Genomic DNA, 23,380 nt, shown 5'->3' with positions numbered 1-23,380 from the left:
CCATTCAACCTCGCCTTCATTTTATATAGAAGCAAAAAGATACTTGCTGCAGACTGTCAAAAACAACATGACCAGCTCACAATTCTGCAGAAACCACCCTGCCAGATCACCTGTTGTCCCACCGAATTCTTTCATGGCTATTTTATAATAGAAGGAAAACATCAGCAGCGCCCCTATGCAGCAAAGTACACCGCCCGGAAGCCATAAATAGCACATCACACATGCCACTGCAATAGCTTCTGTCACCAGCACAACTGTCACCATTCTTTTCCTCGCCGGTTCCCGAAATGCAGTCAGCATACCGTCTTTACGGGCTCCCTTAAAATTAACAGCAGCCAATCCGCTGAGTGCCCGCTCCAGTACAAAGGCCATGATCATGATCCTGATGCCGTCCGCATCAATCTCACTCCATGCCCCCACTGATAACATCATGTATATACCACAGCCGATAACCGCAAAAGCTCCCACATGGGAATCTTTCAGGATCATCAGTTTCTTTTCCCTGTCCCCATAAGAACTTCTGGCATCTGTTGTATCCATAAATCCATCCAAATGAATCCCGCCGGTAATCCATAAGGGCACCGCCGTCAGGCAGACCCCCCGGAAAACAGATCCCACCTGCCACTCTGTCAGTATATAAAAAACAGCACCAGTCACCAATCCGATCACCAGCCCAATAACGGGGAACCAGCAAAAAGCATAGCGCATATTTTTGTCATTCCAGTCTGCTCTCGGCATGGGAATTCTGGAATACATGGCAAATGCAATAATCAATGACTGCATCTTACATCCTCCTTATAAGCAACCGGAATGGAATAAATAACTTCCACAGCTTCGTCTGCCCGTTCCGTCAGCATCTGATTCAATTCTCCAAGGCATTGTATATATGCTCCGGTCCAGGGATCATACTGCTGTACACCTTCATCAAAAACATTGATGCTGACAATAACCAGATGCTCTGCCATCTCTGCCAATGCATCAATCCCCTTCATGATCCTGTCCTGCACCTTACGGATATCAATTGTCGGATGCTGTTCTTCTTCATTCTGTGCCCTATCTGCCTGCCCCCGGCTGTATGCCCCTGTATTATCCCCACTGTTGCCGCTTCCGGAAAACATCTCATTGGCTGTGAGATTAGACATACATTCCAGCATCACAACCGCCCCTTTAGCCTGATTTCTGAAAGCTTCAGAATCCGGACCATCTCCGCGGCAGAGTGCTTCTACAGCTGTATAACGCTCTACCGTTTCAAAACCTTTGCCGGCCCTCAGCTGTCTGTGACGCTCAATTCTTTTTTCCGCATCTTTGCCAAAAGGCATCATCGCTGCCAGATAAATTAACGGTCTCTTCCCCTCTTTTGCCATCTGAAGTGCTCTGTTTTCTGCATATTCTGATTTGCCGCTGGCACTTCCGCCTGTCACCAGTAATATCATCTATTTCTCCGCCTGTTTTTTTGCATAATTTTCATACTGCGTTACATGAATATCCTCAAATGTTCCCATCTGTCGGTAAACTGCCAGTCCCATATCATACAAAGACATCGCTGCCGCTGCACCGGTTCCCTCTCCAAGACACATTCCTGCCTGGATCACCGGTTCAAGATGCAGATTTCTAAGTACTTTCCATGCAGCCGGTTCCGCTGAAATATGCGAAGCCAGAAGATAGCTGGTGCAGTCACTGTTGATCAGAGACGCACACAGAGCACCGGCTACAGAAATATATCCGTCCAATACAATCGGCACACCAAAGACTGCACCGCCCAGGCACATTCCTGCCATAGCTGCAATCTCGTAACCGCCCAGATGAGACATCAGTTCCACCGCCGCATCTATTTTGAAAAATGGACCTTCCGGAATTTCAGAATTCTCTGTTGCCTTCCAATAACGATCCACAGCCTGTTCTATCACAGCAACTTTTTTGTTATACGCCTCATCTGACAGACCTGCACCGCGTCCCGTCACTTCATTGGCCGGAAGATTCAAAAGGACAGAAACAAGAGCACTGCTTGGCGTTGTATTGCCTATTCCCATTTCTCCCATGCCGATCATCTCATATCCCTGTGTTGAAAGATCAGCAACAACTTCGATACCCGCCAGAAGGGCCTTAACACATTGCTCCTGTGTCATGGCCGGCTCCAATGTAATATCTCCGGTTCCTTCCGCCACCTTACGGTCACACATAACCATTGGTTTAAATTCTTTGTTCGGATAATGCTCACCGAGCATACCCACGTCCACCGGAAATACATCTGCACCGGCCTTCGCTGCCATGATATTGATGCTTGCTCTTCCTGCGGCAATATTATCTGCAACGATCCGGGTCACACTGCTGTCTGTCTGGGTCACGCCTTCTCTGACAACCCCGTGATCGCCACATAAAACAACGATGGCGCGCTTGTCCATTTTGACATTTACCGAATTCTCCATCCCTGCCATCTTCACAACGGCACGTTCCATGGCCCCAAGACTTCTCAAAGGCTTACCGATACTGTCCCATCTCTGCCATGCCGCATCCATCACTTTTTCGTTCGGCTGACTGATCATAAACAACTGTTGATTTAACTGTGCTTTTAATATCCTTAAATCTGCCACTTCATGTTCCTCATTTCTAATTTTGTATTTTCTTATTCTCATTTGACGGACTGCAAATGATGGCTATACTTTCTGCATGCTTCCAGATAATGAACCGCCATTTCTCTATTGGCATTAAAATAGAAATGCGGAAATCCTGCCAACATCTGCTTTTTCTGATAAATACACTGCCAGCGGCGCCCGGTCATTGGTTTTACTGCTTCAAAACAGCCGCTTTCACATGTCGTATCCCAATAGTGAAACTCATGTACCGGCATCTGTATACCCTTCGGACCAAGAATCGTGTCCTTCTCAGAAGTCAGCACCGCATAACCGAAACGGACCAGCCGTCCTTTCTTAACAGCCTTTCCGGGAACCAGACCGACCATCCTCCAACACCTTCCATCTGCATCTTCCATCTCCTCATGCATATACATAAATGCTCCGCATTCAGCAAGGCACGGCATGCCCTGCTCCACGGCTTCCCGGATTGAACGCTTCATTGTTTCATTTTCCGACAACTGCTCTCCATGAAGTTCCGGATAACCGCCGCCCATATAAATGCCGGACAGATTCTCCGGCAAAGCTTCATCCGCCAAAGGCGAAAAATACACGATCTCCGTCCCCTGTGATCTCAAAAGATCCAGATTATCCTCATAATAGAAACAAAAGGCTGCATCCATAGCCACACCAATACGCAATGCTTTTTTTGTACCGTCAGGTTTCTCCGAATTTCCCGCCTGATTTGATTCTGCAGCCTCTGATCCACGAAACGTCACTGCTTCTTCATCCCACTCCAGGGGTTCTGCACCGTTTGCGATCATCTTTACCTTTTGAATATCTAATGTTTCTGCAAGTAAACTTGCAAATTTCTGAATTTGTTCCCGAAGTGACGCAATTTCCTCCGGCATCATCAGTCCCAGATGACGACTCGGAAAATGAATCACCTCTGTTTCAGGCACATAGCCGATTACCGCAATCCCCAGCTGCTTCTCAATCAACGGTGTCAATCGATCACAGACAGCCTTCGATACTCGGTTCATAATGACCCCCCGGATCATCTGATCCGAATACATATCCATAAATCCCCGAATCAGTGCCATCATCGAAAGACTCATCCCCCGGCCATTGACCACAAGAAGCACCGGTGTCTTTGTCTGAACAGAAAGTTCATAACTGCTGCCCTGAAGGGAAACACCGCCCAGACCATCATAGTATCCCATAACGCCTTCGATCAAAGCAAAATCTGCCGCTGTATTCATACACGCCTGTCCCATCAGACTTCTCGTCCGATTGGCTGCTGTAAAAAAGGTGTCCAGATTTCTGGATGGGATTCCAAGGACAAAACGATGAAACATCGGATCGATATAATCCGGTCCGCATTTGAAAGACACCGGATGTCCCTCACAGCGAAAAAGCTCCAAAAGCCCGCAGGTGATCATCGTCTTGCCGCTGCCGCTCCCAGGTGCTGCGATCATCACCCTGGGTATCTTCATCTCAGCCATCATTCATCCCTTTCCTTTCTTATATTTCATAAACCGATCATCCTGCCATCAACACTCATATTCCCTATTCTACTATAAATTTGCCGCATTGTGAATCCTGCATCCTGAAATAAATTGCCACTGCTTTTGCACTATGATATGATAGCATTATATCCACCGATTGATGTTTTTGTTTCAACGTTATCCACTGCTCAAGGAGATTTTATGATGAAAAATATATTACTTTTTGCCGGTACAACCGAAGGCCGCCTTCTGGCGGAGTATCTCATTCATCAGCCGGTGTCACTGCACGTCTGTGTTGCCACCGAATATGGAGAAAAGCTCCTGCCGTCAGCACCATCCATGACCGTTTCATCTCACCGCATGGACGCTCATGAAATGGTCGATTTTATCAACGGCCGACATTTTGATCTTGTGCTGGATGCTACTCATCCATATGCAATTGAAGTATCTGCCAACATCTCCGATGCCTGTAAAAAAACACAGGTACCTTACCTGCGTATTCTTCGTGACTGTCAGGCCTCTGCGGATGTCTTATCCGGCACCGGCAAACCATCAGAAATGTTTGTTGACACAACAGAACAGGCCATTGATTTTCTCAACCATCAGGAAGGACCTGTTTTTCTGACAACAGGCAGCAAAACATTACCTGATTTTATGCAGATGACTAATGCTTCCGAACGCCTTTTTGTCCGTATTCTACCAAATGCTGAAATGCTGTCTGCATGTGCTGCACTTGGTCTTCCGTCTTCCCACATTTTCTGTATGCAAGGGCCATTTGATATCAGCATGAATACTGCAACCATTCAGCATATCTGTAAACGCTGGGAAAAAGATCACCCTGACAGTACCCTGACTGAAACGCCTCTTTACATGGTCACCAAACAGAGCGGACGCACAGGCGGTTTTGATGAGAAATTGGAAGCAGCCGCACAGGCACAGATTCCGGTACTGATCATCGGAAGCCCTGCCAGGGAGAAAGGTCTTTCACTTTCCGAAAGTTACCACTGGCTTTCCAACTGGATCGGAACTGATGACAATAAAGCCTCAACTGACCAGATTGTCAGTCTCATCGGCACCGGCATGTCTTCGGACCAGCTAACCCTTGAAGCAGACCGTGCACTGAAAAATTGTGATATTATCATCGGTGCCAAAAGAATGCTTGAAATGGCTGAACATTATCATAAACCGACATTTTGTTCCTACAATTATCCGGCCATCACCGATTACATGCTTTCCCACCCGGAATACCAGCATTTTGCCGTTCTATTCTCCGGAGATATCGGTTTTTACAGCGGTGCAGCCGGTCTAAGACGCTGTTTGGAAGGAAAACCTTTCAAAATCGAATCATTCAGCGGCATCTCCTCGCCGATCCACTTTTTGAATACAATCGGGAAAACCTGGTCCGATGTTCATCTGATCAGCTGCCACGGCCAAACTGCCTCCATCATCAGCCATATCCGGTGCCACACAAAAACACTGGTCCTGCTTGGCAAACCAGAAGATGTCTCGAACATTTCCAGAAAACTGATGGACTACGGCCTTTCGAATGTTCGCATTTATATCGGTGCAGATCTGAAACAGCCGGATGAACAGATTGTCAGCGGCAATCCGGCAGATTTTCTTCACCGAACATTTTCCGCCTTGTCATTGCTTTATATTGAAAACCCGAATGCTGAACCGCTTCCTGTTACTTATGGACTTCCTGATGATGCCTTTATCCGAGGGAAGGTTCCGATGACTAAATCCGAGATTCGAAGTATTGTTCTAAGCAAACTGAAGCTTACGAAAAACGCTATTCTTTTCGACATCGGTGCCGGAACCGGCTCTATCGCCATTGAAGCAGCACGGCAGATTCCCGATGGACGTGTTTACGCCATTGAACGCAATCCTGACGGACTGGATCTTATCAAAGAAAACAGTCTGAAATTACAAGCAGACAATCTTACCATTGTCAGCGGCACTGCACCGGAATGTCTTGATACGCTCCCTGCGGCTACCCATACCTTCATCGGCGGCAGTGCGGGACACTTGAAGGAGATTATGCAGTTGTTATATAGCCGTAATCCTGAAATCCGAATTGTGATCACTGCTATTACTTTGGAAACCATCAGCCAGATCATGACCCTGCAAAAAGAAATGTCCCTGCCTGAACCGGAGATTGTTCAACTTCAGGTCAGCAGTGCAAAAAAAGCCGGACCTTATCACCTGATGCAGGGACAAAATCCGGTTTACATTGTTTCTTTTTAATAAAAACAAAAAGTATCTGCCGAAATCACGCCTTCATGGGTTGATTGCAGCAGATACTTTTTCGTTCTGTCTGTGCCTTTCTTATTATCATCGGCTATAATCACTGAGCTTTTTGGTATAAGTCAGAAAATGTATACAACGAATGGTCGGCATAACCAGTAAGATAATTCTGATAAACCATATCTTCATCCGGCAGTTTATAGCCATAGGCAACATCTGCATAAGGATAAATCTGGTGACTGTCATCTACAAAATAGATATGACTCTGTTCCCTCCTGATTCCTTCATCTGTCTGCAGATTTTCATATAGACCGTCTTCTTTTAATGTAAAGTACCCTCCGTGCTGATCGGCTGATAGTTTCAAGTGATAGCCTTTGATATCATTGATTGAATAACTTGAAACCACCCTCTCTTTCTCTAAATCATACAACCAGACCTTTTGCGAATCTACCCCCAACAGGAATCTGTTTTCATCAAAAAAACAGATCTGAAAATTCCTGGCATTATCAATATCCACTTCTTTCTGCCGCCCCCAATGATCTGTTCTTATGAGAGTGCATTGCTTATCGCCGTCATAGACAACAATCATAGAACCATCACAGCTTTCTGTCATAAAAGCATTCCCGCCGTTCGCTTCTTCCGTCGATTGCCAGATTTCAGACGCTAAAACGCAATTATTTTCTATATCGTATTTAAACAATTCCAGGTATCCGTCTTTTATTCCCAGTAATCTTAATGCTGTCCCGGTTTTATCCATGGAAATATCCAAAATTTTGCTGCAGCCATTCTGTGCCGCATTCAATAATTCTGTAGTACCATCTTTAAAATTTTCCCGGTATACCTGTCCATCTTCATCCAGTACAATCGCATTGGTCAGATTCTTCAGCAGCACCAGTTTCTGAATCTGCTGCCATCTGAAGGTATTCTCTCCCATATCCGCCTGTGCAGGCAGGTTGTAGCAGGCCATCTCTGTACCATCCTGCATTGACAACACTTTTAACCCTCCCGGTATATCATCTCCATAGGCGTTGGACAATTCCAATACACATACATAAGACTTTCCTTCATTCTCTGCAATCTGAATAGAATGGATTTCTTTTCCTTCCCCACATGTATACTGCATCAAAACATCCTCGGAATCCAAAGAATATAAGTTAAATCCATGTTTCGACCAGATATACTCATTCCTGTTTTTGTCACTGGTCCATACACATCGATAAGCAGTGCCTGATAATGTCTGAATTTCTTCTATATTACAGATGCGTTGATTTGATTCATATACATACTGATTCATTTCTGAATCTTCAGATAAATCGCAGCTAACAATTCCTTCCTCTGTAAAAAGCAGCATTTTCCTATCTTTCACATATGAAAAATCATACAGCTCATTATCAACCTTATAAGCCTGATACTTCGAGATTGTCTCCCCTACTGACACTTTGACGATCGTGCCGTCACTAAGTCCTGCAAAAACGAAGGAATCATTGTCTGAACATCTTTGAACCGAAACAATATCCGATTGAAAAGATATCATGTCCTCTATATTTCCGGTCTCTCCATCGATAAAATAAAGATCACTTCTCAGCCAACCAAGAATTTCAGGCACTTTCTCCCCGGATTTCTCCGGATAAATCATCTGCATTCCTATGGTATCTGTATCATATCCAAAATTAGCCTCATTTGTATTCAACACCTTCTGACCCTGAACATCATAAATCGAAAATGCATACTGCCTCTTTTGCCGCATCCATACATCACTTGAATCCATGGCATCCTGCACAATCTGATACTGCTCACAGGCTACATGGGTATCATCTATCCATGTCACTTTTTCCACCGGCGGCATATCAGTTGTTAGTTGTTGTTTCTTCTCTATATCATAGATCATCAGCCCCTGATCACTTCCGGCTACTATCTTTTTCCCGTCATGACTTATCTTCACATCCGAAAAGTGACACTCTCCATCTGGCATTTCACTGCTGATGCAGGCAAGCTGTTGTCCCTTTGCAGCATCATAGACATAAATATTAAAATCAGAAGCCCTGTAAACAAACATATTCTCTTTGCAGTCATAGGTACGCTTGCCATAAACCATAGGAACCTCCAGATAAAAACCGGAAACTACCTTCCGATCAGCCGCATCGATCACCGCTGCGTAGTTTTCATTCTCCCCGGTCAATATAATGGCACGATGATCATCCAACGCTGCTGCAAATGTAATCCCACTTCTATCATCTGCCAGTTCCTTCTCTTCTGACTGAATATCTGCCGCATCCAGTGTCCACCAGACACTGTCATTTTCCTTCGTGGTGTCCACAGAAACAACTTCCAGTCTGCCTTCCTGATCAATCGCATAGCCATAATACCCGCTATCCTTTGAAAATGCAGCCCCGGAAAAATCACCGGTTATCTTCTGCAATGGAGAAAAATAAATCCATTGTCCGGATTCATAAGAATCCAGCACCGTATTCAACGTATATACCTGTTCAGGTGCAATATAATTTTCCGTTTCTCCTGCTTCTTCTGATATTTGTAAGGCTGAAGCAACAGCTGCAGCCTTATCACCACTGTCATACTGATCCATAGCCTGCACGCACAGATTCTGCGCTTTATTCCTTCTGGCGATAGTCTCCTGTAATGTTATCTGATAAGACTGATACAATGCATAAACTGTAAAAACAGCAGCTGCAGACAGACATACCGCTGCCGTTGTTAGTCTTTTTCTGCGTTTATACTTCCGATAGCGCTGCACAAGCCCATCATAGGGCACCGACAGAATCGGTGCAGCAATCCGCAAAAAGCCATCCTTCTTCAGCTTCTTCAAGATTTCTTTCTCAGAAGCGCCCCGGATATCCGCTGCCAGCGGAAAGTTGCGGTCCCTGCCGCCCACTTTAACAACGGTATGCTCCGCTACTTCTGCCGTCGATGCCGTTTCTGGCACCTCTAATGCTTTTGCTGCTTCTGATGCCCCCGATGAGTCCTCCCTCTCTGATGCTTTCACCGTTTCCGACGTTCCCGGTTTCTGGGCCGCCAGAATTGTGAGTACCTCTGAAGGTTTATGGGTTTTCAAAAAGAATTTCACTTCTTTTGACTGCCAGATATCATCACCTGACGCATCCTGGCCGATAATAATCAGATATCGACTGGCTTTCAAAGCATCCATCACCTGTTTGTCTGCCTGATAATCCGCAGACAACTCTGTTTCATCAAGAAAAACCCGCTGAATCCGCTTCAGTCCCGGCGTCCGAAAACGTTCCAACAGCTTCTGAAGTGAAACAGCCACCTGTTTATGTAAAATGTTATCCGACCGATATAAAATATAAGCATCGTATTTCAGTCCGGCAATCTGGGAATGATAGGGCCGAAGTGCATTCAACGCTGCCGATACATCCTTTAACATTTCCTCGGCTGTATGATAACGCTTCTTCGGATCTGTTTCCAGTGCCTTTGCCAGAATACGCTGTATGATTTCTTCTGCATGAGGCGGGCACTTCATATCCTGAATATTCTTTCTGGTGAGATAATGCCCATCATAAGACTTTCGCACATCCTCCAGCATGCGTGTCGAATAACGCCGACCCGTCAGCAGATATAAAAGCAGATAGCCTATGCTGTACAAATCCGCTTCCGGTCCCAGTCTGAAATCCGGCGTTTCACCTGTCATGATTTCCACAATCTCCGGTGCCCGATAGCCCTCTGATGAGAAAATCGGCTGATCACCCACAGGGGCACACAATCCATCCGCCAGTCTCTTTCTGGCTGAGCCGAAATCCAACAGGAAACAAGTCAGACTTTCATCCGTTGGCTGTCCGGTCACAAAAATATTGCCCTCCTGCAAATCCAAATGCAAATAGCCAGCCAGATGCACTTCTCTCACAGCAAATAACGTTTCCTGAATAACTCTGAAAATCATCTCCATCGTATATCTGTTGTTCTTCTGATACCAGGAAGCAATGGATTCTCCTTTATTCTCCATGGAAGCCATCACTGTAAAAGCATTATTCACATAATGAAAATGCTGTCCTTTGTCAAAGGAAATCTCCACACTGCTGGCAATTCGCTGAATCGGTATCAATCGAATGGCCTCTGAATCATAAATTTCCGATGTCATCTGTCCTTCATTCAGCTGCATGGATGCCACACAGCGCAGATAATTGGCGGCAGCCTCCGATTCATTCTCCGGCACAATTTCCCCCGACTGCATTCTCAAAAAACTAAACTGTCTAGATATGGGATAACATTCTTTTAAGGCAAAGCGCAGGCTATTCTCCTTCACATAATCTTCACCCTGCCTGACAACTTTCCCCGCAGAATAAATCAATCCGGAACCACCTTCGCCGATCATGCCCAGAATTTCATAACATTCGCCGCCGGGAAAACGGATAAAGGTTTTTTCTTTCAAATAGTCTCGCATACCTCTATAAACCTCGTTATGCTTTTGTTACAGAGACTGAAAACTGACACATCGCAGCATATATCTCATAAGGCGACTCACCAAAATAGAAAATATCCTCGTTTTCACTTTCAAGCCCATTCATACACAAACTGATCAAAAATGAACGTTCCAGAATATGCGGAATGTAGAATGCCGGTAAAAAAGCCTTCTCCAGCACATCATTGGCCAGCTCCATAAAACTCCATACTCTGTCGCTGAAAGTCTCCGGCTCTCCGGTTTCACGCTGATATAAGGTGTAAGCCACCCATAACATAAACAGCATATCTGCCTTTGTCACATTTGCTTTTCCGGACAATAATAGCGGCAGTCGGCTTGTGATCACCGTAATATTCACCTCACCGTTGGCATCCACAGACAGATATCTGGCCAGTCGTTCCGGATGATTCTTATAAAGCTTTCCGGACAATTCATTCAGACATTTCTGGATTTCCTTGACGAAGGCCTCACCCACCACCTGATTCAGCTGCCACAAACTTCCTTCACTGTATACGCCTTTTAAATCTGAAACAATATTCTGTTCAACATTATCCCAGGCATCCTCTTCCAGTGACTCCTCATCATCCCAGTCATCATCTGAAGCATTTTGGTCATTTTCACGCTGTATCTCAAGCTTTTGCTGTCTTTCTTCCGTGTCTGCATAGACAAACGCTGTCAGTCTCTTAAAAATCTCACATGCTGTTTTTCCCGGTAAATCCAGAAATGGTGCCTTTTCCTTCATCCAATCAATAAACTTCAGGTCCACATTATCCAGATGTTTTTCTTCATCAACGATTTCAATATTTTCGGATTTCCACTTTTCTGCCAATCCAAACAAAGAGTTGTCCTGATTCCTTCCGGCACCTTCTTCATCTCCCGGCAGCATGCCTTCTGTAAAATGTTCCGGCTTTTCTTCTATTGTTCCCTGAGCAACATCCTTTGCTGCCTCAGCGTAAAGAGTCTCTAACTCTAAAAAGTCCTGATAACATTTGCTTCTGAAACAGCAGTAGGCATGGATAACATCTGCTGACTTCGTAAAATCAAAACCATCATTTTCCAGTACACGGGTCAAAAAGAAATCCGTCAACGTATAGCTCATATCCAATCCATGCGCTATCTTGAAACCATCCTCTTTGGAAATCAGTTTTTTCTTCTTTTTGTGCCACAAAAATGCTGTCCTGAATACACCTCTCCATTCCGCTTTCTTATCACCGGAATGGCTGGCCGCAATTTCCGATAAAATATCGATATACTGATCTCTCTCATCCTCTTCCAGGTTCTGGGCATGTTCCTTCGAAACCGGCTGAAACTCGAATTTCTTCCGGCCGCCTTCTCTCTGGTATGTAAAAGCAGGAAACTCTCTGGTGTAAGTTTCATCGTCCAGCAAATCCTTATCCAGACAATAGGATGCCAGCCAGCACATCAGAAAATATCTCGGTGCACATATAAATTCATCGGCGATTTCCTGAAGTTTCGCACCCCATTGTTCCATAGAAGCATCTTCCGGCATATTCTGAAGCTTGATCACACCGTCATCTTCATGGTGATTGGCATAATCCTCAAAATTATCCATAATCATATCTGTATACAAAGGCATTCTTTCTCTCTCCTTTACCGTTTATTCACTAACATCTATTATCTCATAAACATCGCCTATTGTACACAATTTCTCCATGCTTCTGCCTCTGTCAACAGGCTTTTATCGACAAAAGCAGCGGATTCTCCCCTTCTTCTATTTTATCCTCACTGACGGACATCGCCCATCGCTCCTGACGTCCTTCCAGTATATACAACTCATGATAAGCTGACCAAACACCTCTTTTCAGTCCGACGTCAGAAACAGCTCCATCCATCGTCAATTGCGGGGGCTTCCTGATTCTTTTTTCAGATAGCAGCAGACTGCCTATATGTCCTTGATCTGTTTTGCCCAAAACGGCACCATCGCCAAAATTAAAACAGATAAATTTATTTTTTTCCGGCCATATCACAACCCCTTCAAAACTGCACTCATATTCCTTTATTTCTTTTCCATCCTTTAAAGCTTGCTGATATAACCTTTTGCGAATCGACCTAAGCAAATCACACTTTATTTCGTCCAGATAAACATCCTCACTATGCACACCAGCTCCTTTTTTCAAATAATCCGATATAGCTTCCAGTGTCAATCTGGCTCCTTTTCGTCCCCATCTTGTTCTTTTTCTCCCCCAGGCTGCGCCGACAAAAATGCTGTCTTCTTCATGCTTAATTTTTATTACTTTACTTCCTTTTCCCATTGTTGACTCCTTTCAATCTGCCAGTGAATGGCTCTGCATTTTGACCATTCACTGACCTTCTAATAAGAGTATAACAATTTTTTGACTTCTATCAGTTCCCGCACTTCTGTTTTAATGCCTCTAACTTTTCTTTCATCCGGCTTCACAATTTGCTGTCCTGCCTAATTTGCTGTCACGCTGAAATAGTTACAGAAATGCCTTCAATTCATCCGCAAAATGTTCCTCGGCCTTCACTAGATCTCCGGCAATATTTTTGCTTTCTCTATCCGCCTCCGGGTTTTCATTCAAAACTTCCATGATGGACTGAATGCCCATGTTGCATCCGTTGGTCATAATCTTTGCAATCTGACTGCTGTCATCCCGGATCAACATCTTCATTTCTGTTGTCAGCCAGGCAAATGTTTCTGCCGCCGCTCCCGGCTTCTTTCCTTTTTCTCCATAACTTGTCAACGCCTTTGCTGTTCGTGCCGCAATTTCCTTGTGCTTGCGTTCTGCCGCCATAATCACCTGCTCCAGCTTTTCATTTTCCACATACTCCAAAATCTGCTGCATGCTGTGAATGGCCATCTTGCACCCTGAGCTGCATTCATTTAAAATGTGCAATGTCTGTTCTTCCATATTCCATACCTCGTTTCTCCTTAAAATAATGACTGCTCACAAGAGCAGCGTATACATTTTCCGGTACGCAATGTATCTCCATGCTGCGAAAAATCTCACCGGACCTCCTGCAGCACGAAAAATAGAGCATCCGAAAGTGTTATATTCAAATGACAACCTTCTGAATGCTCTATTAGTATGCACATATTTTATATAATTATCTGTTCTGACCAAAAATCAATCCTAAAGATAAGCCATTACAAAATGTATTGCTCAATGACCTTCGCTGCGCCATCAATATGATTGGAATAAGCGACTATGTCGGCTTTTTTCTTCAATTCCTGCACTGCATTGCCCATGGCGACCTTCAATCCTGCCGCTTCAAACATCGGCAGATCATTGGCACTGTCACCGATACAGGCAATTTCCTCTTTAGCAATGCCAAGCCTTGATGCCAATGCATTTAATGCGGTTCCTTTGGATGTGTTCTTCGCAAATATTTCCACATATTTGCTTCCGAAAGCTGATGAAAAATCCGGATAGCCTTCAAGTATCTCTGCAACCTTTCTTCGGGTTCTGCCCGAGAAAAAATAGACCTGTACTTCTTCTATATCATAATGAATTTTTTCAACAAAGGCTTCCATATCATTGACCCTGCGGATGCCATCCACGTCCCTGCCGTAAACAATGCGTCCTGCCACTTCCATCAACGGTCCTTCCATCACATACTGATGTTGTATGTGTGTCATCCGGACCACATTCAATCCTTCACATTCCTTCAGAAACTGTATCACCCGTTCACGTTTCATCAGCATCCGAAAAATGGTCTTTTTCTCTTCAAGATCTACAACCTGTGCACCATTGGAAGTGATCGTATATCGATACAAACCTTTCTCCTGCGTCAGCCGATATGGCAGACACGCCAATGGACGTCCTGTTGTCGGCACGATGATGATGCCTGCATCTGCAGCCTTACGTATTGTACGAATTGTCTCCTCTGTCATCCGGCTGCGCCCGTTCAGGCAAGTACCATCCATATCTAATGCAAGTAAACGAATCATCTGTCAGTTCCTTTCTTTACTCAATCTTATCCACTTCATCATACTACCATTTTCATCTTTATTTCGCAAGCCTTTTAAATCTCACACTTGCGAAAATCATTCATTTATCACACAATCCGGCACTTCCACGTCCAGCGAATGGTCCGCTTACAGCGTTGAAAAACCGGCGCGATTAGGCACAAACAAAATTCCAGTCATCTTCAATAATAGAGATGACTGGAATTTTAAGCCATACTGTCATTTTTTGTATCATCTACAATTTCCTGACTCAAATCTACACTCAATATAGTTGCAATACTTGCCTGCCTCTATGCGTAGAACATCAACGCAAAACTAAATTTTTTCCAATAAGTTTTCAATCTCAGCAAGCTCCCCTACCTGATAATCCGACTGAATTTCTGAGGCATTCTCACTGCCATGCGGATTATACCAGACGGTACGGATACCGGCGTTTTTGCCGCCCAGTATGTCTGAGGTAAGGCTGTCACCAATGATAACGGTGTTCTCTCTATGAAAGTTCGATATTCTTGAAAAGCAATAGTCAAAATAGGCTTTGCCCGGTTTATCGTAACCGATTTCTTCTGATATAAATATATCTTTAAAGTAAGGACGCATCCCGGCACTTTTGATGCGTCCTTTTTGTACGCTGAGAGTGCCGTTTGTGACCATATAAAGGCGATATTTTTCAGATAGGTGCTTCAGAAGTTCCTCGGCACCTTCTACATAATAGTGACCAATGGCAAGATAGGCTTCATAAACTTTTGCAGCTTCTGCCGGGTCACCTTCTATATGATACTCCCGGAACAGATTCACATAGCGCTGTACTTTCACCTGAGATCTTGTAATCTTTCCCTGCTCCAGCAAATGCCACTGAGCCAGATTCAACTCACTATAACGCTTTAACATTCTCTCATCCGGCGTCACGCCCATTTCCCGCAAGGTTCGTTCCACCGCTATTTTCTCTGCTTTATTGAAGTCCAACAATGTATTATCCAAGTCAAACAAAACTGTATCGACCACGCTTTTATCCTCCGCTTTACCGTTGAAAATAGCAGTTCAAAACTCGAACTGCTAGTGATTGTCACATCCCACTTTTCTTTTAGTATATCATGATTCGCACCTTTGGTGCTTGACGCTGCGTATGCAGCTATCATGAGTTTTAGTCCGCAGTGCATGCCAGAAAAATCAGAGTTTTTTCTGGCTGACGGGCATTCGCCCTATCACTCTCGATATATGCAGACCTCACCATGCAAGCATGTTCGGTCTGCATATTCTCGATTGGCACTGCTCATTGCTTACGCACATTATATCATAAAACCGTTCTTATTAAAAGCAAACCACTGCATTATTAAAACATAAAAAGCCGCATGCTCTGCTTGATCCCATAAAAGCAGAGGATGCGACTTCTTATGTTAATAACGAATGGACTTATTAAATTATATGAAAGTAATTCAGCACTTACTGAAGCGCTGCTGCTGGGTCGATACCAGCCATGATCATACCGCCAAGAATTAAAATCGTCAGAACAGCATAGATCAGACAAGGAACAATGTTGGAACGAATCAGACGTCCTTCAGTTCCTACTGTACCACAGGTTGCACATGCTGAAACGATGTTGTTGACGCAAACCATGTTACCCATGGCGCCGCCCATAACCTGCATAGCTACAATTAACATAGCCGGCAGTCCAAGACGAACCGCTGCTGCAAACTGCAGTGTTGAGAATAATGTATTCGATACAGTTGCTGAACCTGAGATAAAGGCACCGATAACACCGATGAGCGGTGATACAACAATGTAAGCCTTACCAAACAGATCGGCCATACCATTTGCCATAACGATCAGCATACTGTCCATACCACTGTGATTGAACTGTGCACCGGAGTTTCTGAAAAGCTGTACCATAGCGATACCAAACATCAGAGCGATAGCTGCGCCGCCGACCATCTGTCCGGTTTCTTTCCATGCTGCTTTCACCTGCTCTGCTTTCATCTTATGAAGAGGAATGATCAGCAGTGCAACAAGGATGAATGGCAGAACGCCAGGATTCCATGCCCATTTAAAGCTCCAGTTAACTTCTACACCAAAAATATGGCTGAGTGACACCGCAAACGGTGCGGTAGAAACATTCAGAATACCTTTAATACCCAACTGTGGAATACGTGTCACAACAAGGATGATAGCGATCAGTCCGTATGGCACCCATGCCATCACCGGTGAAATCTTACTTTCCACAACTTTATTTTCAGTTTCTGCCTGTTCTGCTTCTTCTGCTGTTGCAGATTTCCATGCTGCATCCCATTCGGAACGCGCCGGGAATTCAAATTTTGACTTTGGAACGAGAATACCCTTTCGAGCTGTCACAATACAGATGACCAATGCAATCAGCGCACCGATCAGTGATGGGAATTCCGGTCCGAGGAACATCGCACAGATGATATATGGCACACAGAAAGCCACTGCTGACATCAGAATATATGGAATACATTCCAGTGCCGGTTTGATGGATTTCGTCTTGCCAAACATTTTACACATCATGCACATTGCTACAAAAATGATGATTGGACAAATGATTGCACTTGGAATAGCAACCCATTTTGTCAATCCAAGTTTCCAGGCCTCGACATTGGCGATACCTGAGTCTGCTACTTCTCCGCTGACCATATTAAAAGCAGTAGCGGCCGGCGTACCGACAGCACCAAAAGGGACAGGTGTGCTGTTCAGTACAAGTGCCACCATGGCGGCACATAAAGGAGGAAAACCGACGCTGATCAGCAGAGGGGCAGCCAGTGCTGCAGGTGTACCAAATCCTGCGGCACCTTCTATGAATGCGCCAAACATAAAGCCGATAATAATCAACTGAATGCGTGGGTCATCGCTGATGTTGGTGAACATATGATTGATAACATCCATACCACCGGAATGTTTCAACGTGTTCATGATTAAAATTGCACCTAAAATAATGACGATTGTATCAATGGATGTAAGGAATCCGGATACAGTGTGCGCTGCAATTGTAATGAAGTCCATCTGCCATCCGAAGAAGCATACAACGGCTGTAATGAGCCACGCCAGAGGCAGAGCGATTTTTGCAGGCCAGTTAAAACCGGCCATGACAATAATCGTAACGATAATCGGAATAAAGGCTATGATCGCAAACATACTGTAAACCCCTCTCTGTTCTTGATATTACAGAATTTCTGCGAAAGTCTGAATACGTGTTTTAACCTGTTCAAATGCTGTAGATTCCTGGTCTACCTCGATATACAGGTTCTTCACGCCTGCTGCCTCGAATTCCTGAAGAAGGATTGGATAGTCAAATTCTTCTGGATCACAGAATTTCATCATGCATACAACAACAGCGTCTGCGCCATATTTCTTCACTGCATCAATGATCATCTGACCCTTTGGTTTGTTGGCATCTGTTGCCAGTGAACATCCATCAAATTCATTCCATGCTCTTGCCAGTGCCATCAGGGCATCGTCATCATCAGGAACATCCTGACGGAAGTTACGTGTTTCCTGAGCAAGGTCATCTGCTACGATAGCAAAACCATTTTCCTGGAAGATATCAAGTACATCATATGGCTCAACCTGAATACCTGTAACGATAATCTTCTTACCCTTGAATTCAGGAGCCGGCTCAGCTTTCAGAGCTGCGATCAGTTCTTTAACAAGTGCTGTATGACGGGATTTCTCCATGAACCAACGTGCTTTGATAACTGCATGTCTGTCGGATGGTGTAACAACTGCTGCGTATTCTGCTGCTACATCAGAGAATTCACGGCAAGCTGCTCTGTTTTCATTGTAAACTGCAATACTGTTTTTGATTGCTTTATTGGAAATATGAACATCAAGGATGTCTTCCAGTTTCTCTTTAACGATATTGAACTCTTCACGAGCAAATACATTTGCTGCATCCTTTGCAATCTTACGGTTCTGAGGATGTGTAAATACGATAGCAGGTACTGGACGGTTCCATTTCTGGCTCATACATTTTAATGTATCACATGGTACAGAGAAGATGACTGCTTCCAGGTCATCATAAACGCCTTCTAACTGTAATTCCATTACAGACTGCATAATGGAGCATGCAAATGGAGGCAGATAAGTACGTGCTTTTGAAATCTGTTTCTTCTGTGCACCCCACATACCGATTGGCAGATAGCCTGCTGCATGTACGATTTCTTCTGGACAGTATACAGGCATAATACCTACTGCACCTTTACCGGTTTCTTTTTTATAGTCATCCATTGCTTTTCTAGGATTGTCAGCAATTGCTTTAAACTCATTAATGATCTCTTTCGCTGTTCTCATCTTATATATTCCTCCTCTGATTACTGATTTTCGTCCATCATCTCTGTTAATGCCTGAACACGTGTCTCATACTGAGCTGGTGTGAAGACACGAGGATCTGTCTGGTCACCGTCGAAGCTGACATATGGTACACCCATTTTTGCATTGACATATTCTGCGCCTTCATTATTTAACAGACCCATCAGTTTACAGCTTCTGTTCAGATGGAGAACGATACCGTCACTCTTGGAGTTCTTAACAACTTTGTAGAATTCTTCGTATCTGTTAGGACCGCATGTATTGATATAAACATTTGTATAAGCTTCAGCCATGGATTCAAGATCACCTGGTGTGTAAACAAGGCTCCAAAGGCCTGGGTAAGCAGAACCTGTCATAACAGCACCCTGATTCTTTAAGCCCTTGAATGTTGCACCAAGGTAAGTCCATACGGCGATACCTTCCCATGTAACACGATGCTTTTCATTTTCCGGTGCACCGAATGCGTACTGACCAGCAGCATCCTTTGCTTCCAGTTCATCAGCAAATTTGTGGAATGTAATTTCAGCATAATCTCTTGCTCTTGCGCAAACGATCAGTGCCATGTAGTTGAACAGATCGAAACCATTCAGTGGTGATGGTTTACGCTGTGCGTATGTAGCCACTTTGTTCCACCAGTATACAGAACGCTGTACCTGTTCCTGAACTTTAAAGAATTTATCATAATCAAATGCTCTGCCTGTGATGTCTTCCAGCTGTTTGATGGCTGCTCTGTACTGATCTGCAATGTACTCTTTGTTATGACGGGATACAGGCATTGTATGGTTGAAAGGAACATCGATGATGATACATGGAATGTTCAGTTCCTTTGCAAGGTTTTCATACCATTTCAGCAGTGTATTACAGATGTTGTTACATGTGATAACCAGGTCTGGAAGCGGAACATAAGCTGCTTTGGAGTTTGCCAGTTTTTCAGGTTTCTGACCTGTTAATGCTTCCTGTTTCAGCAGTTCCATATAACCAAGGTTTGTACGTGCATATGAGCAGATATCAATGTTGTAGCCTTTTTCATCTGCTACTTCAAGAAGATCCATAGATGCTTTTCTTGCGCCTGCACCTGCTGCATGTGTTTCAGGATAAACCATAGCGATATCCATAGCTACACAGAATTCTGGAGGAGCTACAGAAGCTGACCAACAGACAAGCTTACCGTTCTTTTTAGCCTCCCATGCTTCTTCATCGAGTTTTGCCTGATAATATGCCAAACATTCTTTTGCGCTGGCTTCCATTGCATTAAATTCCATAAATTTTTACCTTCCTTCCGTAAAATTCATTTATTTATTCTGTTTCTTTAACTCTTCATATGCCATCAGTGCTGCGCCGAGCGCACCTGTGATCTGTGGGTGAGGTGCAACTGTAATACTCTGCTGCAATTCCTTTTCAATCGCGTCTACAACGCCTGCATTCTGTGCAACACCACCACACATAACAACGTCATTTTTAACCCCTATACGGTAGGCCAATGAACATGCCTTGCTGGCCACTGACTGATGAACACCTGCGACAATACTTTCTCTCGGCAGTCCCTTAGAGAGCTGGGAAATAACCTCAGATTCAGCAAAAACTGTACATGTACTGCTGACCTGTGCCCATTCCTTCGCCTGAAAATGGACTTTTCCCATCTGATCTAACGGAACTTCCAAAACTCTTGACATAACATCTAGGAAACGGCCTGTACCGGCAGCACACTTATCATTCATGACAAACTTCAAAATATTGCCTTTGTTGTCCAGCTGAATGGCTTTTGCATCCTGACCACCGATATCAATGATGGTTCTTGCAGATGGCACAAGGTGAAAAATCCCTTTTGCATGGCAGGTAATCTCACTGAGCTGTTTGTCTGCATTTTCTACAGAAAAACGACCGTAACCTGTTGCCACTGTATAATCCATGTCTTCCTGAGTTAAATCGACATTACTGAAAACTTCTTCCAGAACTCTTCCAGGTCCCGAAGTTCCTGTACCCACCTGAACGACTGCTGATGCAACAACATCCGTTCCATCCTTTAAGATCACCGCTTTACTGGAAGCGGAACCAATATCAATACCTAATGTGTACACGCACATTTCCTCCTGTCATTATGATTTACAATTATTTTTCACCCCAACGGCTTGTGAATGTTGCATCGTAGTTGATGTCACCAACCTGCTGGATCAGCTCTACAAGGATACCCTGTGTATATTTTGGACGGATAAAGTTAACGATGATGTCTTCTGTACCTTCCTGAGGTTCTTTTTCAAGAAGTTCATAACCCATGGCTTTGATTTCTTCTGAAACAGCATTGATATCATCTACAAGGTAAGCAACGTGAGCGATACCGCCTTTACCTTTGTTGAACTCTGTCAGAACGCCTGATAATGGAATGATAAATTCAACTGCGTCTACACCGTTGCCGTGTTTTGTGAAGATCAGATCTGCATCATAAGCTTTTACATGACCTCTGTAATCTTCCTGAAGACCAAATGTTTTCATAAAAGCTTCTGCCTTTTCAAGTGTAGGTAAAACGATGCCCCAGTGATGTGTTCTGATAATGTGTTTGCCAATTCCTGTGTTTGCAAATAAGTTTTCCATGATGAAAGTTCCTCCCTGTTTTATAATATATTTGTTAATATTTATGGACTGTTTTATTCAATTGTCATTCCCATAACTTCATCTTTGAAGATTCTGGCATCCATTAATTTGACATTGCCATCTGCATCACGATCAACGATCGGTTCGAAATCCATTTCATCGAGAACCTGTGTCTGAACATCAATGCCAGGTGCAACCTCGATCAGATGAATACCGTCTGCCTTCAATGCGAATACTGCTCGTTCTGTCACATAGAGGACATCCTTGCCTGCTTTGCCGGCAACAACGCCTGAGAATGTAATTTCTGTAACCTTCTTAACAAATTTATGTTTCTTACCTTCTTCAAGGATTGTCAGCTTACCGTCTCCTGTCTGAATCTTAACACCATTTGTGAATGTACCGCAGAAAACAGCTTTCTTAGAGTTAGAAGAAATATTTGTGAAACCGCCGCTACCTGTGATTCTTGTTCCAAGACGGCTGACATTCACATCACCGTTGTTATCTACTTCTGCAAGACCGAGGAAGCAAAGATCCAAACCGCCGCCATCGTAGAAGTCAAACTGGTAGCCTTCATCCATGTAAGCCTGTGCATTGACAGAACCACCGAATCTGAGGCCGCCGCCAGGTACACCGCCGACAGGACCACACTCAACAGTCAGTGTCATTTCATCTGCCACGCCTTCTTCAGCTGCTACAGAAGATACCCATTCAGGAACACCAACACCAAGGTTAACAACAACGTTTTTCTTTAATTCCATTGCTGCACGGCGTCCGATGATCTTCTTGGCATCCAGTTTCTTTGGTTCAAGGCTGGATACAGGAACCTGTGTGTTGCCTGCATAAGCCGGATCATATGTACAGTTGATACTCTGTGACTGTTTCGGATCATCTGCCGGACATTCAACAACAGCATCTACATAAATACCAGGAATCTTTACAAGCTTCGGGTCAAGATGACCTGCTTTGACAACTCTTTCAACCTGAACAACAACCAGACCACCATTGTTGTGAACAGCCATTGCCTGAGATGTTGCATCCAGAGGAGCCATTTCTTTTTCTAATGTGATGTTACCTAACTCATCTGCATATGTACCGCGGATGAATGCCACATCCAGAGGAATTCTCGGATAGAATAACTGTTCCTGTCCTTCCAGTTCGATGATCTTTACAATATCTTCTTTTGTCTTCTCGCTTAAACGTCCACCGCCGTTTCTTGGATCTGCGAATGTACCGATACCAACGTGGCTGATGGTTCCCACCTTGCGTGCTGCATTATCTCTGAGCATCTGAGCAATGGCACCCTGTGGCACGTTGTAGCCTTCAATTTTATTTTCAGAAAGCATTTCACAAATCTTAGGAACAAAATTGAAATGTCCGCCGATAACTTTCTTTACCATACCTTCGTGTGCATAATGATCAGCATGGCTACCGTCTTTATTACCAGTACCAGCTACCCAGAATAATGTAAGATCCTTTGGATGTCCTGTCTCAAGGAATCTCTCCTCAGCAGCTGTGTTCAATGCTTCTGCAATACCATTTGCAACGAATCCGCTTAAAGTCACTGTGTCGCCATCTTTGATAAGATCTGCGGCCTGTCTTGCTGTTAAGACTTTAACCTTACCCATTTCCAATCCCTCCGTCTAATTCATAATTATTTGTTGTAGATTTTATACATTTTTTACTTTCTTTCGATATGGCTATTGTAAGTTTTTATCAGCATTGAAGCAATAAAATCAAATGGTACGTGCTTTACTCAATTTTTGCAAAT

Annotated in this window: 17 protein-coding genes; 1 reads left to right on the top strand and 16 read right to left on the bottom strand. The window is 44.1% G+C overall.

The genetic code is table 11. The features are described 5' to 3' along the window. Window positions 1-21: 21 nt before the first annotated feature. Genes HED67_RS11520 through HED67_RS11505 form a run of 4 tightly spaced genes read right to left on the bottom strand, consistent with a single transcriptional unit; the run spans window position 22 to window position 4,078 of the window. Complete coding sequence (locus tag HED67_RS11520; protein ID WP_221718381.1) at window positions 22-783, bottom strand: adenosylcobinamide-GDP ribazoletransferase; 762 nt, start codon at window positions 781-783, stop codon at window positions 22-24. After that, complete coding sequence (locus HED67_RS11515; protein WP_221718380.1) at window positions 771-1,433, bottom strand: bifunctional adenosylcobinamide kinase/adenosylcobinamide-phosphate guanylyltransferase; 663 nt, start codon at window positions 1,431-1,433, stop codon at window positions 771-773. The genes HED67_RS11520 and HED67_RS11515 overlap by 13 nt, the downstream gene beginning before the upstream one ends. Next, window positions 1,434-2,633, bottom strand: coding sequence for a nicotinate-nucleotide--dimethylbenzimidazole phosphoribosyltransferase (gene cobT / locus HED67_RS11510; protein ID WP_221718379.1), 1,200 nt, complete (start codon window positions 2,631-2,633; stop codon window positions 1,434-1,436). After that, a complete protein-coding gene (locus HED67_RS11505) occupies window positions 2,630-4,078 on the bottom strand; it encodes a cobyrinate a,c-diamide synthase (RefSeq protein WP_246612203.1) in 1,449 nt (482 codons plus the stop codon). The genes cobT and HED67_RS11505 overlap by 4 nt, the downstream gene beginning before the upstream one ends. Before the next feature lie 204 nt (window positions 4,079-4,282). Here HED67_RS11505 and cobK point away from each other — a divergent pair, with 204 nt between their 5' ends. Beyond that, window positions 4,283-6,325: a precorrin-6A reductase gene (cobK, locus tag HED67_RS11500; protein ID WP_221718378.1), complete on the top strand. Its 2,043-nt coding sequence runs from the start codon at window positions 4,283-4,285 to the stop codon at window positions 6,323-6,325. Between the two features lie 100 nt (window positions 6,326-6,425). On the opposite strand, the gene HED67_RS11495 is transcribed toward cobK, so the two are convergent. The 12 genes from HED67_RS11495 to HED67_RS11440 all read right to left on the bottom strand — a co-directional run bounded on the left by HED67_RS11495 (window position 6,426) and on the right by HED67_RS11440 (window position 23,237). Then, window positions 6,426-10,739, bottom strand: coding sequence for a protein kinase domain-containing protein (locus HED67_RS11495; protein ID WP_221718377.1), 4,314 nt, complete (start codon window positions 10,737-10,739; stop codon window positions 6,426-6,428). A gap of 16 nt (window positions 10,740-10,755) precedes the next feature. Continuing rightward, window positions 10,756-12,354, bottom strand: a complete 1,599-nt coding sequence (locus HED67_RS11490; RefSeq protein WP_221718376.1) for a hypothetical protein — start codon at window positions 12,352-12,354, stop codon at window positions 10,756-10,758. A 91-nt stretch (window positions 12,355-12,445) separates the two neighbouring features. After that, entirely contained in the window at window positions 12,446-13,030 is a 585-nt protein-coding gene (locus tag HED67_RS11485; protein WP_221718375.1) for a protein phosphatase 2C domain-containing protein, read from the bottom strand. Window positions 13,031-13,216: 186 nt separating this feature from the next. After that, complete coding sequence (locus tag HED67_RS11480; RefSeq protein WP_178440129.1) at window positions 13,217-13,648, bottom strand: hypothetical protein; 432 nt, start codon at window positions 13,646-13,648, stop codon at window positions 13,217-13,219. Window positions 13,649-13,884: 236 nt separating this feature from the next. Then, window positions 13,885-14,688: a Cof-type HAD-IIB family hydrolase gene (locus HED67_RS11475; RefSeq protein ID WP_221718374.1), complete on the bottom strand. Its 804-nt coding sequence runs from the start codon at window positions 14,686-14,688 to the stop codon at window positions 13,885-13,887. A gap of 333 nt (window positions 14,689-15,021) precedes the next feature. Then, window positions 15,022-15,708: a YjjG family noncanonical pyrimidine nucleotidase gene (locus HED67_RS11470; RefSeq protein ID WP_221718373.1), complete on the bottom strand. Its 687-nt coding sequence runs from the start codon at window positions 15,706-15,708 to the stop codon at window positions 15,022-15,024. A 438-nt stretch (window positions 15,709-16,146) separates the two neighbouring features. Then, window positions 16,147-17,850 carry an L-lactate permease gene (locus tag HED67_RS11465; RefSeq protein ID WP_221718372.1) on the bottom strand — a complete coding sequence of 568 codons (1,704 nt, stop codon included), beginning with the start codon at window positions 17,848-17,850 and terminating at the stop codon, window positions 16,147-16,149. A gap of 27 nt (window positions 17,851-17,877) precedes the next feature. After that, window positions 17,878-19,005 (bottom strand): 2-hydroxyacyl-CoA dehydratase subunit D, encoded by a 1,128-nt coding sequence (locus tag HED67_RS11460; RefSeq protein ID WP_015513553.1) that lies wholly within the window; start codon window positions 19,003-19,005, stop codon window positions 17,878-17,880. A gap of 20 nt (window positions 19,006-19,025) precedes the next feature. Beyond that, window positions 19,026-20,285: a 2-hydroxyacyl-CoA dehydratase subunit D gene (locus HED67_RS11455; protein WP_015513552.1), complete on the bottom strand. Its 1,260-nt coding sequence runs from the start codon at window positions 20,283-20,285 to the stop codon at window positions 19,026-19,028. Window positions 20,286-20,315: 30 nt separating this feature from the next. Then, complete coding sequence (locus HED67_RS11450; protein ID WP_246612202.1) at window positions 20,316-21,107, bottom strand: acyl-CoA dehydratase activase; 792 nt, start codon at window positions 21,105-21,107, stop codon at window positions 20,316-20,318. Window positions 21,108-21,132: 25 nt separating this feature from the next. After that, entirely contained in the window at window positions 21,133-21,612 is a 480-nt protein-coding gene (locus HED67_RS11445; protein ID WP_015513551.1) for a VOC family protein, read from the bottom strand. A gap of 53 nt (window positions 21,613-21,665) precedes the next feature. After that, window positions 21,666-23,237, bottom strand: coding sequence for an acyl CoA:acetate/3-ketoacid CoA transferase (locus HED67_RS11440; protein WP_178440117.1), 1,572 nt, complete (start codon window positions 23,235-23,237; stop codon window positions 21,666-21,668). Window positions 23,238-23,380 lie beyond the last annotated feature (143 nt).

Source organism: Pseudocoprococcus catus (assembly GCF_019734885.1).
GTDB lineage: Bacteria > Bacillota > Clostridia > Lachnospirales > Lachnospiraceae > Coprococcus_A > Coprococcus_A catus.
The sequence above is the reverse complement of the archived record's forward strand: the minus strand, read 5'-3'. Positions and strand labels throughout refer to the sequence as shown.